Source organism: Halomonas sp. B23F22_20 (assembly GCF_043496985.1).
GTDB lineage: Bacteria > Pseudomonadota > Gammaproteobacteria > Pseudomonadales > Halomonadaceae > Halomonas.
In genome coordinates this window covers 92,390-106,434 of the sequence record NZ_JBIEKH010000004.1, presented here as the reverse complement: position 1 = coordinate 106,434, position 14,045 = coordinate 92,390, and the positions used below count along the sequence as shown (strand labels likewise).

The following is a 14,045-nucleotide window of genomic DNA, read 5'->3' as shown; positions in this document are numbered from 1 at the left end:
TCACTTGGCCTCCATCGCCTTCTTGCGCATGAAATTGTTGAAGAGCACGGCCACCAGCAGCATCACGCCAAGGAAGACCTGAAACCAGTCGGTATTGACACCGGTATAGAAAATGCCCATCTGCACCAGGCCAAAGATCAGTGCACCCAGCGCCGCACCGACGGCGGACCCATAGCCGCCAGTCAGCAGGGCGCCACCTATGACCACCGCGATGATTGCCTCCAGCTCCTTGAGGAGACCGCGAATGGTATCTGCCGAACCGGTGTCCATTACCTGCAGGCAGGCGAAGATGGTCGCGGAGAAGGCGGTGAACATGAATAGCGAGATCTTGACGCGATGGACCGGCACGCCGGAGTTTCTCGCAGCATTGGCATCACCACCGCTGGCGAAGATCCAGTTGCCGTAAGGTGTACAGAGCAGCACCCAAGTCGCCAGGGCGGTCAAGGCCAGCCACCAGACGATAGACACTGGAATGCCTGTCACCACCGGGTTGCCGGCGAAGTTGGTGGCAATCCAACCCTGAGAGGCCATCCAGGAGAAGAGCCCCGTGGCCACCTCTCCCGAGAAAAGGCTGGCAAACCAGTCACCCGGGATATGGTCGTGAACACCTCCGATCTGGGTACGACCGGTCAGTAATCGACTGACGCCGATCGCCAAGCCCCGCAGGATAAACAGAAAGCCTAGCGTCACGATGAACGACGGCAGTCCCGTCTTGTTGACCAGGTTGCCATTGATCCATCCCACGAGAGCTGCACAGGAGAAAGCCAACAGAATGGCCGCCCATAAGGGCCAGCCATACTCCACGGCGGGAATGGCAATCAGAATGCCAGCCAGGCCGATCATCGAACCGATGGAGAGGTCGAACTCGCCGCCGATCATCAGCAGGGCGGCGGCGGTAGCAATGATGCCCAGTTGGGCCGCCACCTCGAGAAAGTTGACGATACCTGCCGGAGTAAACATGCCAGTGCCGCTGGCAGCGACGAGAAAGAAAGCAAGCACCAGGACAGTACCGGCCAGTGCGCCAAACTCAGGACGGCTCAATGCCTGCTTCCAGAACGATACCTTCTGGATACGCTCGTCCTGTGGTTCCACAGCGCCGGCTTCGGCTTTGGGGGATGCATTGGACTTCATGACGATCGACTCCCAGGGCCCGCCAGACGGGCCCCTACATGCGTGATGGTGTTCAGCGGATACCCTGCTCACTCAGCTCGAGCACCTGCGCGGCGTTCTCCGGTGTCACGAAGCCGGGGCCGGTGGCCACATCTCCCGCAGGGAGCAAGCCGTTCTTGGCATGCTGCTCGAGGAACATCACCGGCAGGTAGCCCTGCAGGTACTGTTGCTGGTCGATGGCGAAATCCAGCTCGTCGGCCTCCAGGGCCTCAAGGATGCCGGGTGAGAGATCGAAGGTGCCGAGAGTAAACATGTCGGTGGCCCCCTGCTCGCGCATGGCTTGGAGCATGGGTTCGGCGGCCAGCGCCCCCAGCGTCAAGACACCACGCACATCACTGTTTTCATTGAGGTAGGCCACGATGGCATTGCGGATCGATGTCGGATCATAGGTCGTCGCCAGTTGTTCGGCGTTGCCGTCGAAGCCCTCGAGGAAGCCGTCACAACGCTGGTCGAGGCCCTGGTTGCCCTGTTCATGGTTGACGCAAATCGCCTTCTCGACGCCCATCTCCTGCATGCGCTCGGCGGCCCGCTTGCCCGCCTCGTATTCGCTCTGACCGACATGCAGGCGAGCTCCATACTTGTGCGCGACGTCGCCACCGGAGTTGATGGTAATCACCGGAATGCCGTTGTCTGAGGCCTCCTGGATGACGCCTCCCAGCGCATCTTCATCGGTGAAGGAGACGATAAGACCGTCCGGGTCAGAGGCCACCGCCGCCTCGACCAGCTGTTGCATCTTGGCCATGTCGAAGGTGGATGGCGCACGATATTCCAACTCCGCTCCTACCGTTTCAGCCGCGGCCTCGGCGCCATTCTTGACCACAGACCAGAAGGGATCGGAGGGAACGCCATGGGTCACCATGACGAAGCGATTCGATTCTTGTGCCTGGGCGGTGCCGGCCATGAGCGCCGCAGCAGTGGCTGATGCCAGCAACCAGTGAGATAGACGTGCCATGGAGGAATTCCTCTCTTGTTTGTCGTTGTGTGGTGGATACGCCAGCGGGATGACGCTATGGAATATAGATTCCAAATTGAGAATTTTACAAATAAAATGTTCTATACTTTGGTATTATTAGAACAATCATTCCATTTCGCCTAGACTGCCAATAGACGAACGCATCGGCAGTCAACGCCATTGCGGCGAAGACGAGGACCCTCTCATGAATCAGACGCCCCAGGACTTCGAGGCACTGGAGACCCGCATCACGGCGGACTACCCGTCGCTGAGCCGCCGCCTCCAGCAGACGGCCCGCTTCCTGCTCGATCATCCCCAGGAGGTGGCCTTCGCCACCGTGGCCAAACTGGCCGAGCAGACAGGCGTCACCCCATCGACCCTGATCCGTTTCGCCAACCACTTCGGCTTCTCCGGGTTCTCCGAGATGCAACAGCTGTTTCGCTCACGGCTGGTGGACGAGCTGCCCAACTACAACGAGCGTATTCGCGCCGTACGTTCCGCCACCGGCGAGACGCCGGACAGCACTCAGCTGCTGTGGGAGTTCGCCGAGGCCAATCGCGAGGTGCTCGACCAGCTGCCGGGGCGCATCGACCCTCGCCACCTGGAACGCGCCCTGGACATCTTCGAGCAGGCTCGCGCCATCCATGTGATGGGCGCGCGACGCAGCTTCGTGGTGGCCAGCTACATGACCTATGCCCTGCACCACATCGACAAGCGCACCTTCCTAGTCAATGGCCTGGGCGGCATGTACGGCGAGCAGATCCGCAACATCGAGCCCCAGGATGCCCTGCTGGTGGTCAGCTTCTCGCCCTATGCCCAGGAATCCCGAGAGGTGGCGGACGAGGCCCGCAAACGCGGCATTCCACTGGTGGTGATCACCGACTCCAACCTCAGCCCGCTGTCTCGCATCGCCGACGTCTCGCTGGTGGTCCACGAGGCCGAGGTCAAGAGTTTTCGCGGCCTGACCGCGTCGCTGTGCCTGACGCAGACGCTGGCCATCTCGCTGGGCGTGCGCCAGGACAAGGCACGCGAGCGCTGCGCCCAGCAGCAACAAGACGACGAAGAGCGCGCCTGATCGCATGACGGGCTAGCGCTTCCCCTTCCCCCGACCCACAGGACACGCCATGAGACTCGCTCTGATCGGTGCCGGCCGCATCGGCCAGGTACACGCCCGAGCCATCGACGCCCACCCGGGCGTCACCCTGGCCGCCGTGGCCGACTACCACGCCGAGGCCGCCGAAGCCCTCGCCCGCCAGTACGACGCCCGCGTCGTCGGCCCCGAGGCCGTCTTCGAGGACGCCGAGGTGGATGCCGTGCTGATCGCCTCCAGCACACCGACCCATGCCGACTACCTGGAACGCGCCGCCCGCGGCGGCAAGGCGGTGCTCTGCGAGAAGCCGATCGCGCTCGACCTGGCCCGCACCGGCGAGGCGCTGCGAGTCCTCGAGGCACACCCGGTGACCTGTGCGCTGGGCTTCAACCGTCGCCATGACCCGCAATTCGCGGCCCTCAAGCGCGCCGTGGTGGAAGGGCGGATCGGCGAACTGGAGACTCTATCCATCATCAGCCGAGATCCTGCGCCGCCGCCCGCCGAGTACGTCAGCGCCTCGGGCGGCCTGTTTCGCGACATGATGATCCACGACTTCGACATGGCCCGCTGGCTGCTCGACGAGCCCATCGTCCAGGTGCAGGCGCAGGGCAACTGCCTGATCGATCCCGCGATCGGCGAAGCAGGGGATATCGATACCGCCATGGTGACCCTGACCACGGCCAGCGGTCGCCTGTGCCATATCAACAATTCTCGCCGCGCCAGCTACGGCTATGACCAGCGCATCGAGGCCTTCGGCAGCGCCGGCATGCTGCAGGCACAGAACGAGAGCGAGACCCGCCTGCGCTTCACGGGTGAGCCCGGCCAGGTGGAAGACAAGCCCAAGTGGTTCTTCCTGGAACGCTATGCCGAGGCCTATCGCCGCGAGATCGACGACTTCGTCGATGCCTGGCGGCAAGGGCGCGAGCCGCTGGCCGGCGCCCGCGATGGCCTGGAAGCGCTACGCCTGGCCGAAGCGGCCGAGCGCTCGCTGCGGGAAGGCCGCCGTATCGCACTGGCAGACATTCACTGACTCGACAGGAGCGACCCATGACCTCACTGCTGGTACGCCCCCATGCGCCCGACGACCAGGGCACGGTACTCGACATCACGCCGCAATCCGCCGGCTGGGAACACGTCGGCTTCCGGGTGCACAGGCTGTCCCGCGGCCAACGCCTCGAGGCCAACACCGGCGGCCGCGAGCACTGCCTGGTGCTGCTGACTGGCCGTGCCACCGTGACCTGCGGCGAGCACCGTTGGGAGGATATCGGCAAGCGCATGGACATCTTCGAGAAGGTGCCGCCCTACGCCGTCTACCTGCCCGACGAGGTCAGCTTCGAGGTAGAGGCCACCACCGACATGGAGCTTGCGGTGTGCAGCGCACCGGGGCACGGCAACCACCAGCCGCGGCTGATCGCCCCCGACCAGGTCAAGCAGACCACCCGCGGTGGCGGAACCAATACCCGTCATATCCAGGACATCCTGCCGGAGACCGAGCCGGCCGACAGCCTGCTGGTGGTGGAGGTCTACACCCCCGCGGGCAACTGGTCCAGCTACCCACCGCACAAGCACGACGTGGACAACCTGCCCGAGGAGTCGATCCTCGAGGAGACCTACTACCACCGCCTGAACCCGTCCCAGGGCTTCGCCTTCCAGCGGGTCTACACCGACGACCGCAGCCTGGACGAAACCATGGCGGTGGAGAACGGCTGCTGCGTGATGGTGCCGCGGGGCTACCACCCGGTCGGCGCTCCCCACGGCTACGAGCTCTACTACCTCAACGTGATGGCCGGCCCCAAGCGCCAATGGAAATTCCAGAACGACCCGGCACACGAGTGGATCGTCCAGCAGTGACGACCCTCCCTGCCATTGCCCAAGGCATCCTGACGTCCCTTCGCCCCGCACAGGCGGGGCTTTTTTGTCCGGCGGCTACCCCAGCGCCTTGACGATCAACTGCACGCCGACGATCGCCATGGCCAGCACCACCAGCCGATAGAACAACCGCTCGTTGACCCGGTGCTGCAGCCACAGGCCGCTGCGCACCCCGGCCCAGGCCACCGGTACCAGCGCCAGCGAGGCCCAGGCGCTGGTCAGATTGATCTCGCCGAGCCACAGATAGGGCGGCAGCTTCATCAGGTTCACCGCGGCGAACACCAGGGTGGTGGTAGCGATGAAGGTCATCTTGGGCAGGCGCCGCGGGACCAGGTAGAGATTCATCGGCGGTGCCCCGGCGTGGGCGATGAAGCTGGTGATGCCGGTAGCGATCCCCGCGGGCCAGGCCCAGAAGGCGCGGATCGGCCGTGACGCGGCGGGCTTGGCGATCATGTAGGCGACGAACAGCAGCGAGATCACGCCCAGCAGCAGGCGCACATGGTCCTCGTCCAGGCTGCCCGCCACCAATGTCGCGGCCACCACGCCGATAGCCAGGCCGGGCACCAGACGCTTCACCTCGGCCATGTCCTGATGACCCCACCAGGCCTTCACCGCCAGCACATCCATCACCAGCAGCAACGGCAGCAGCAGGCCCGCGGCCTCGATGGGGCCGATCGCCAGCGCCATCAGCGGCACCGACAGCGTACCGAAGCCACCGGCAAAGCCGCCCTTGGAGATACCGGTGAGATAGGTGGAAAGGACGATCAGCGTCCAGGCGAGCCAGGAGTAGTCGGGCAGCATGAGCAGCTCCTTTGCGCGTCATCCGGGCAGGCGCCTCCGGCCGCCGAACCGAGGACGACGAGACACCGCCGACAGAATTCCAATGGGAAAGATTATGGAACGATCATACCGGACTTGGCTCGCCCTTTTCCCAAGATCGATCACGTTATGCCCTGACAGCCCCACCCGGCCGGGCTTGCCTTCCACGTAGCGCTTCACCAGACTGCTTCCCTTTGCCGCCACCATAGAACTGAACGCCATGGAGCACGAGGCTTCCTATAATCTGGCACTGGTCGCCCTGTCGTTCGGCGTCGCCGCCATCGCTTCCCTCACCGCCCTGGACCTCGCCGGCCGGGTGCGCGCCAGCACGGGCCTGGCCGGCCACGCCTGGCTTGTCGGCGGCGCCTTCGCCATGGGCACCGGCATCTGGTCGATGCACTTTATCGGCATGCTGGCCATGGAAATGACGGCCGACGTTGGCTACGGCGTGCCCCTGACCGTCATCTCCCTGCTGGCCGCGATCTTTTCCTCCGCGCTGGCGTTGGCCATCGTCCAGGCGGGACGGCTGAGCCGTTTCCGCCTGAGTGTCGGTGCCCTGGTCATGGGGCTCGGCGTATGCCTGATGCATTATGTCGGCATGGAGGCGATGCAGACCGAAGGTGCCCTGCACTATCGATGGGACCTGTTTCTGATCTCGGTGGGCATTGCCGTCTCGGCCGCGGCGGCGGCACTATGGCTGGCCTTTCACCTGAATCCAACCCATACCCGGGCCCGTTCTCCGATCTGGCAACGCGGCCTGGCCGCGCTGATCATGGCGATCGGCATTTCGGGCATGCACTACACCGGAATGGCCGCCGCCATCTACCCTGAAGGCGGCATGCAACCGGCCACCGGCGGCCTCTCGACCCACCAGCTCGCCATCACCGTGGCGCTGGTCTCGACCTGCATCATGCTCGCCGCCATGATGATCTCGCTCTTCGATGCCCATATGTCATCGCGCAACGCCCGGCTCGCCGACTCGCTGCGCGAGGCCAACCACGAACTCAAGAACATGGTCTATCGCGACGCCCTGACCCAGCTGCCCAACCGGCTGCTGCTGGAGGAGCGCCTGGATGCCCTGCTCGACGCCAGCCAACAGGCCTTCGCGGTGTTCTTCGTCGACCTGGACCGCTTCAAGAACGTCAACGACTCGATGGGTCACCACGTAGGCGACGAGCTGATCCAGCAGGCGGCGGCGCGACTACAGGCGGCCGTGCGCGACTCCGATACCGTCGCCCGGGTCGGCGGCGACGAGTTCATGGTGGTGGTGGAAAGCGGCGCGGCGCCCGATATCGTGACCGGCCTGGCCAAGCGCATCGTCAGCACCCTGGACAAGCCGTTCCAGGTCGGCAACAGCGTGGTGAGCATCTCGTCCAGCGTCGGCATCAGCCTCTATCCCGATCATGGCCGGGACAAGCACGAGCTGATGGTGCACGCCGACGCCGCCATGTACTGCGCCAAGCAGATGGGCAGGAACAACTTCCAGTACTTCGAACCCGACATGTCGTCCCACGCCGAGCGGCGCGCCCAGCTGGAGCGGCGCCTGCGGCTGGCGATCGACAACGAGACCCTGAGCCTGGCGTATCAGCCCAAGGTACACGTCGAGACGGGCCGCATCACCGGCGTGGAGGCCCTGCTGCGCTGGGACGACGAGGAACTCGGCACGGTGGCGCCGGACGAGATCATTCCGCTCGCCGAGGACTCCGGCCTGATCCTGGCGATCGGCGAATGGGTGCTACGCACCGCCTGCCGGTATGCCAGGGAGTGGGGAAGAGAAGACGGCCGGCCGATGCCGATGGCGGTCAATATCTCCGCCATTCAGCTGAACAACCGCCACTTCGTCGACACCGTCCGCCAAGCGCTGGCGGACACCGGGCTACCGGCATCCTGTCTCGAGCTCGAGCTGACCGAGAGCGCACTGATCCAGAACCCGGACCACGCCCTGGAGACCCTCACCGAGCTGCGCGCCCTCGGGGTGGTGCTGTCCATAGACGACTTCGGCACCGGGTATTCGAACCTGGCCCAGTTGAAGCGTTTTCCCATCGACCGCCTCAAGATCGACCGTACCTTCATGACCGATGCGGTCACCAATCTGCAGGATGCCGCCATCGTGCGCGCCGTGGTGGCCCTGGCCAGGAGCCTCGACCTGAAGGTCGTCGCCGAGGGCATCGAAAGCGAAGAACAGCTGAGCCTGGTTCGCCAGCTGCAGAGTCACGAATACCAGGGCTACCTGTACAGCCGGGCGCTCCCCGGCGACGAGTTGAGGCGCCTGCTGGCGGATCGACGGGCAGTGGCCGGAGCCCTCGGCGAGCTTCAGGAGGGCTGACGCGCCCGCCAGCGAGCCGCGGTGTCAACGTGCGACGTGCAGCCGGTCCCGCCCGTCCTGCTTGGCTGCGTACAGAGCCGTATCGGCGCGTTTGAACAGGCACGCGAAGGATTCTCCCTGGCGGTGTTCGCCGAGGCCACCGCTGACGGTGATGCCGAGCTTCTGGCCATCCTGGAGCGTGATCCTGCCGGACCGCACGTGCTCGAGCACCCGTTCCATGGCCTTTGCAGCCTCCGCGCCCTCCACTCCCTTCATCACCACCACGAACTCCTCGCCGCCGGCACGGGCCACCACATCGCCATCGCGCAGGCACTCGGAGATCCGTCTCCCCAACCACTGGAGCACGGCATCCCCGACATCGTGGCCATGGGTGTCGTTGACTCGCTTGAAGTGGTCGATGTCGACCAGGGCGATCGAGAACGTCGTGTCCCGGTCGTCATGGGCACGGATCAGCGCCTCCACCTGCTGGTCCAGGTAGGCCCGGTTCGGCAACCGGGTCAGGTAGTCCCGCGAGGCCTTGTAGGTCATGAGATCGAGCGCCTGGCGTACCTGCTCGATCTCAGCTTCATCGGTGATGACGCGTTCCACCGCATCGGCGATCAGCCGCACCAGCTCGACCTCCACTCGAGTGAAGGGCTGTCGGCGGGGCTCGGGGCTGGAGAAGTTGAGGGTGCCCCAGACCTCGCCGTTGAGACACAGCGGAGTGCCGATGTAGCTCTCCAGGCCGAACTGCTGGTAGCAGGGATGGCCCTTGATGCGATCGTCCTGGCCCGCCTCGACGGTCCAGAAGACGTCCTCGGCATCGAGCATCAAGCGGCAATAGGTATCTCCCAGGGCGAAACGATCACCCGGGGAGATGTCCGCGATCTCGGAGGCGGCCCACTTGACGATGTACTGGTCGCCGATGATCCGGCTGACCAGGCCGATATCCAGGGAGAGATAGGCCAACGCATCGCGCAGCAGGGTGGCAATGATCTCGCTCGTGCCGATATCCGTGCGGTTCACGCCGCTATGGACATCGCGCAGCAGCTGAATCATGGCCCGGTACTCGGACACATCCTGAATGATGGCGTAGAACCCCACCACCTCGCCCGCCAGAACATCGGGTATGTAATCCACCTTGAAGTAGAAGGTACGGCCATCCGCCAGCACCAGCCGATCCTCGTAGCTGACCTCCTTCCCCGCCAGCGCCTGTCGGAAGCGTGGCCGCACCTTGTCGAAGGAGGCCGCATCCAGCACCGAGGACACCGGCTGGCCGTAGAGGGCCTCGCGCTCGACACCGAGGAAATCCAGGTAGGCCTGGTTATTGAAGCGAAAGCGCTCCTCCCGGTCGACATACGCCACCATGACCGGCAGCTGGTCGGCGAACCGCCCCACGATTCCCTGGTCGACGGGCTCCGCCGACATCAGCTTGACGACAAAGCTGCCATCGGCGAGACCGTAATAACACACGGCACCATCCTCGAAGGCCCAGGTGTCGCCCGGCTTTATCTCTCGCCGGTTCAGGCACTCGGCGACGGCACCGCCCAGTTGGGTGCGGATGTCCTTCAGTTCGGTCAGCGCCAGCCCGAGCAGCGCCTCCGGCGCGCGGCCGACCAGCGCCCGGGTATCTCCCATGACATCGATGATCCGCTGACTCCGCGAGAAATGCAGGTAGGCGCAATGCGAGAGGGCCAGGACTTCGTCCCACCAGGCTGGTTGTGTCACGACGCCACTTCTCCTTGTCGGTGCCTATCGATCTGCAGGTGCAGCGTCGAGCGTACCGTGACATGGGGGGCGTGGCGAGACGGTTGGCAGGGGAGAAGGTCGCCAAGCGGATGACAGGCAAAAGAAAAGGGCTCACGGATAACCGTAAGCCCTTGAATTCTTTGGCGCGCCCTAAAGGATTCGAACCTTTGACCTTCGCCTCCGGAGGGCGACGCTCTATCCAGCTGAGCTAAGGGCGCGCGGTGCCCGAAGGGTTCCCCATCGAGCGTGCGCCATCCTACCTCGCCACCCTTCCGCTGTCCAGCCGGGTTGGCGCTGCGGGCCCGTACCGTGCGCGCCGGAGTTGACTGGCGACATTTTCCCGCTCTCGGGGTTGCCGCTATACTGGCGCGCATCGCGCTTCGAAGCGCCTCTCGGCCGTCGTGGCGCCGACCGTGACTCGATGACAAGAACACAAATGAGGTGGTGAGAGTGAAATTCAGCATGCGGATCCTGGGATGCCTGTCCATCCTCGGCCTGGCCACAGCGCACGCCGAGGACAACGGGGATCGCGCAGCCATCGCCGAACGCCTGGCCCCGGTGGGCCAGCTGTGCGTCCAGGGCGAGGACTGCGGCACCGCCATGGCCTCGGCCGGCGACAGCGCGGACAGCGGCAGCGGTGCCGTCGACGGCGAGGCCATCTACAACAGCGTCTGCATGGCCTGCCATGAGACCGGCGCCGCGGGCTCCCCGGTGCGTGGCGACGAGGCGGCCTGGGCGGAACGCACCGGCCAGGGCTTCGCGACCCTTCTGGATCACGCCCTCAACGGCATCAACGCCATGCCGGCCCGCGGCGGCAACCCCAACCTCTCCGATGCGGAGGTTCGCGCAGCGGTGGCCTATCTGGTCGAGCCAGTGATGGATGTGCCGCCCGCCGCCGAGGGCAATGCCCAGGCCGAGGATGAGCCTACCTCGGATACCAGCGCTGCCGACACCGGCGGGGCAGCCGGGGGCTCCGCATCCCCGGCCGACGAGGGCCTCGATGGCGAGGCGCTCTATGCCAGCGCCCCCTGCGCTGCCTGCCATGCCGCCGGCATCGCCGGGGCGCCGAAGATCGGCGATACCGAGGCCTGGGCGCCGCGCCTCGACAAGGGCATCGAGACCCTCTATGACAGCGCCCTCAACGGCATCGGCACCATGCCGCCCAAGGGCGGCGCCAGCCTGCCCGACGAGGAGATCAAGGCGATCGTCGACTATATGGTGAGCCAGGCCGAGTAAGGCCCGCCATGCCACGGGGCGCCAATCGGCGCCCCGCTGGCGTTCTGCCATGCCCTAGGATGCGTCGCGAGCCCGCAGCCCGCAGCCCGCAGCCCGCAGCCCGCAGCCCGCAGCCCGCAGCCCGCAGCCCGCAGCCCGCAGCCACGATCATCCCAGCAGCGAGCGAATCCCCGCCAAGGCATCCTTGCCGCGCGCCTGTTTCTTCTCCGGATCCTCGCGATCGGCCCGCCCCTCCCATTCCAGGGCGTCTTCCGGCAGTTCGTCGAGGAAGCGGCTCGGCGTACAGTCCATCAGCTCGCCGTAGGCCTTGCGCTGGCGCGCCAGGGTCATGGTCAGTGTGCGCCGCGCACGGGTGATGCCCACGTAGGCCAGGCGGCGTTCCTCCTCGACGGTGCCCACCTCGATGGCGTTGCGATGCGGCAGCAGCTCTTCCTCGAGGCCCATCAGGTAAACGTGGGGAAACTCCAGGCCCTTGGAAGCGTGCATGGTCAAGAGCTGGACGCGGTCAGAGTCGTCCTCCTCGGCTTGCTGCTCGAGGATGTCTCGCAGCACCAGCCGCGAGATCGCCGCCTCCACGCCGTCGGTCTCGGTGGCCGCACTGGAGGTGTCCTCCTCGGGATCGGCGCCCATCGATTTCTCGAGCTGGTCGATCAGCGTCCAGACGTTGGCCATGCGGCGCTCGGCGATGGTCGGCGCGCTGGCGTTCTGGTAGAGCCAGGCCTCGTAGTCCATGTCGCGCAGCATCTCGCGGATGGCGGAAATGGCGTCGCCCTGGTCCATGCGCCGACGCACGCCCTCGATAAAGTGGGTAAACCTCCCCAGGCGCTCGACGGCTCTGACCGGCAGCTGTTCGGCCAGCCCCAGCTCCTGACAGGCCGCGAACAACGAGCCGCCGCGCTCGGTGGCATAGTTGGCGAGCTTCTCCAGGGTGGTCGGCCCGATCTCGCGGCGCGGCACGTTGACGATGCGCAGGAAGGCGTTGTCGTCGGCGGGATTGATCAGCAGCCGCAGGTAGGCCATGGCGTCCTTGATCTCGTTGCGCGAGAAGAAGGAGGTGCCGCCGGAGAGCTTGTAGGGAATCTGGTAGTGCTGCAGCTTGAGCTCCAGCAGCCGGGCCTGGAAGTTGCCGCGGTAGAGCACCGCGAAGTCACGCCACTCCGCGCGCTCCTTGATGCGCCGGGTGAGGATCTCGCTGGCCACCCGCTCGGCCTCGGCCTCTTCGTGGCGGTTGACCACCACGCGGATCGCCGCGCCCTGCCCCATATCGGACCACAGGGTCTTCTCGTAGACGTGGGGGTTGTTGGCGATCAGCGTGTTCGCCGCACGCAGGATGGTACCGGTGGAGCGATAGTTCTGCTCCAGCTTGATGACGTTCAGGCGCGGGAAGTCCTCGCCCAGGGTCACCAGGTTCTCGGGCCGCGCGCCGCGCCAGGCGTAGATCGACTGGTCGTCGTCGCCGACCACGGTGAAGGTCTGGCGCTCGGCCATCAGCAGCTGCACCAGCTGGTACTGGCTGACGTTGGTGTCCTGGTACTCGTCCACCAGCATGTAGTGGATGCGTTTGCGCCACCGAGAGAGGGCCTCGGGGTCGTCGCGCAGCAGGGTCACCGGCAGCAGGATCAGGTCGTCGAAGTCGACCGCGTTGTAGGCCTTGAGGTGGCGACCGTAGGCCTCATAGACCCGGGCGGCGAACAGCTCATCCTCGCTGGCCGCGTGCGACAGCGCCTGGCCGGGCAGCACCAGGTCGTTCTTCCAGTTGGAGATGGTCGCCTGGACCTGATTGATCGCCTCGGCATCGACCTGGGCGTCCTTGTTCATCAGGTCGCGCAGCAGCGCCTTGGCATCCTCGGGGTCGAACAGCGAGAAGCCCGGCTTGTAGCCCAGCGCCTTGAGCTCGCCGCGGATGATGTTGAGGCCGAGCGTATGAAAGGTCGACACCGTCAGGCCGTGACCCTGGCGGCCCTGGAGCATCTTGCCCACCCGCTCCTTCATCTCCCGGGCGGCCTTGTTGGTAAAGGTCACGGCGGCAATGCGACGGGCGCTCATGCCGCACTCCTGCACCAGGTAGGCGATCTTGGTGGTGATCACGCTGGTCTTGCCCGAGCCGGCTCCGGCCAGCACCAGGCAGGGGCCGTCGATGGCGCGCACCGCCTCCTGCTGGCGCGGATTGAGCTTGGCGATGCGGCTGGCGATGCTCTGGGTCATGCGTCGCTCCTCGGCGTGGCGGCCGGTTCGCTCTTGGACAGTGCCGCCTCCGGATGGCCGGCTTTCTGCTGACCGGCCCCCGGATGGCCGGCCCCCACGAATCCCATCTGGCGCCAGGCTTCAAAGACCAGCACCGCGGCGGCGTTGGACAGGTTCAGGCTACGGCTCTCGGGCAGCATGGGGATACGCAGTCGCTGCCCCTCGGGCAAGGCATCCAGCATCGCCTGGGGCAGGCCGCGGGTCTCGGGGCCGAATACCAGGGCGTCGCCTTCCCGGTAGGCGGGCTCGTGATAGCCGACGCGCCCCCGGGTCGAGACGGCGAATACCCGCGTCGGGGCCACCGCCGCGAGGAAGGCCTCCCAGCTCCGGTGCACTCGCACGCGGGCCCACTCGTGATAGTCGAGGCCGGCGCGACGCAGCCGCTTGTCGTCGAGGGTGAAGCCCAGCGGCTCGATCAGGTGCAGCCGGAAGCCGGTATTGGCGCACAGCCGGATCAGGTTACCGGTGTTGGGGGGAATCTCGGGCTGGTAGAGCACCACGTCGAGCATCGATGACTCCTGATATACTGGACCGACAACGCGCTCGGGCCCCGACGGGGGCCCGAGAAACCGGCTCGGCGACGAGGCAGGGGCATATACCCCCGGGCGCGG

11 protein-coding genes and 1 tRNA gene are annotated in these 14,045 nt (G+C 65.6%); 5 read left to right on the top strand and 7 right to left on the bottom strand.

Going from position 1 to position 14,045, the window contains the following annotated elements:
* Together ACGTN6_RS04050 and ACGTN6_RS04045 are read right to left on the bottom strand one after the other, a co-directional pair.
* Positions 1–1,131 (bottom strand): ABC transporter permease, encoded by a 1,131-nt coding sequence (locus tag ACGTN6_RS04050; RefSeq protein ID WP_394589979.1) that lies wholly within the window; start codon positions 1,129–1,131, stop codon positions 1–3.
* Positions 1,132–1,183: 52 nt separating this feature from the next.
* The gene (locus ACGTN6_RS04045) at positions 1,184–2,122 is read right to left on the bottom strand and encodes a sugar ABC transporter substrate-binding protein (protein ID WP_394589977.1); all 939 of its coding nucleotides are present in this window, start codon (positions 2,120–2,122) and stop codon (positions 1,184–1,186) included.
* Positions 2,123–2,327: 205 nt separating this feature from the next.
* On the opposite strand from ACGTN6_RS04045, the gene ACGTN6_RS04040 reads away from it, so the two are divergent.
* The 3 genes from ACGTN6_RS04040 to iolB are packed head-to-tail and all read left to right on the top strand — an operon-like array spanning position 2,328 to position 5,063.
* Complete coding sequence (locus ACGTN6_RS04040; protein WP_394589975.1) at positions 2,328–3,197, top strand: MurR/RpiR family transcriptional regulator; 870 nt, start codon at positions 2,328–2,330, stop codon at positions 3,195–3,197.
* A 49-nt stretch (positions 3,198–3,246) separates the two neighbouring features.
* A complete protein-coding gene (gene iolG, locus ACGTN6_RS04035) occupies positions 3,247–4,242 on the top strand; it encodes an inositol 2-dehydrogenase (protein WP_394589974.1) in 996 nt (331 codons plus the stop codon).
* Positions 4,243–4,259: 17 nt separating this feature from the next.
* Positions 4,260–5,063 carry a 5-deoxy-glucuronate isomerase gene (gene iolB / locus ACGTN6_RS04030; RefSeq protein WP_394589973.1) on the top strand — a complete coding sequence of 268 codons (804 nt, stop codon included), beginning with the start codon at positions 4,260–4,262 and terminating at the stop codon, positions 5,061–5,063.
* Positions 5,064–5,138: 75 nt separating this feature from the next.
* Here iolB and ACGTN6_RS04025 read toward each other — a convergent pair whose 3' ends face one another.
* Positions 5,139–5,882: a sulfite exporter TauE/SafE family protein gene (locus ACGTN6_RS04025; RefSeq protein WP_394589972.1), complete on the bottom strand. Its 744-nt coding sequence runs from the start codon at positions 5,880–5,882 to the stop codon at positions 5,139–5,141.
* Between the two features lie 238 nt (positions 5,883–6,120).
* Here ACGTN6_RS04025 and ACGTN6_RS04020 point away from each other — a divergent pair, with 238 nt between their 5' ends.
* On the top strand, positions 6,121–8,226 hold the full coding sequence (locus ACGTN6_RS04020) for a putative bifunctional diguanylate cyclase/phosphodiesterase (protein ID WP_394589971.1): 2,106 nt from the start codon (positions 6,121–6,123) through the stop codon (positions 8,224–8,226).
* Positions 8,227–8,250: 24 nt separating this feature from the next.
* Here ACGTN6_RS04020 and ACGTN6_RS04015 read toward each other — a convergent pair whose 3' ends face one another.
* Positions 8,251–9,933 carry a sensor domain-containing diguanylate cyclase gene (locus tag ACGTN6_RS04015; RefSeq protein WP_394589969.1) on the bottom strand — a complete coding sequence of 561 codons (1,683 nt, stop codon included), beginning with the start codon at positions 9,931–9,933 and terminating at the stop codon, positions 8,251–8,253.
* Positions 9,934–10,095: 162 nt separating this feature from the next.
* A tRNA-Arg gene (locus ACGTN6_RS04010) sits at positions 10,096–10,172 on the bottom strand.
* Between the two features lie 232 nt (positions 10,173–10,404).
* On the opposite strand from ACGTN6_RS04010, the gene ACGTN6_RS04005 reads away from it, so the two are divergent.
* Complete coding sequence (locus ACGTN6_RS04005; protein ID WP_394589968.1) at positions 10,405–11,190, top strand: c-type cytochrome; 786 nt, start codon at positions 10,405–10,407, stop codon at positions 11,188–11,190.
* A 147-nt stretch (positions 11,191–11,337) separates the two neighbouring features.
* On the opposite strand, the gene rep is transcribed toward ACGTN6_RS04005, so the two are convergent.
* Complete coding sequence (gene rep / locus ACGTN6_RS04000) at positions 11,338–13,395, bottom strand: DNA helicase Rep (RefSeq protein WP_394589967.1); 2,058 nt, start codon at positions 13,393–13,395, stop codon at positions 11,338–11,340.
* Entirely contained in the window at positions 13,392–13,943 is a 552-nt protein-coding gene (gene trmL / locus ACGTN6_RS03995; RefSeq protein ID WP_394589966.1) for a tRNA (uridine(34)/cytosine(34)/5-carboxymethylaminomethyluridine(34)-2'-O)-methyltransferase TrmL, read from the bottom strand. The genes rep and trmL overlap by 4 nt, the downstream gene beginning before the upstream one ends.
* Positions 13,944–14,045 lie beyond the last annotated feature (102 nt).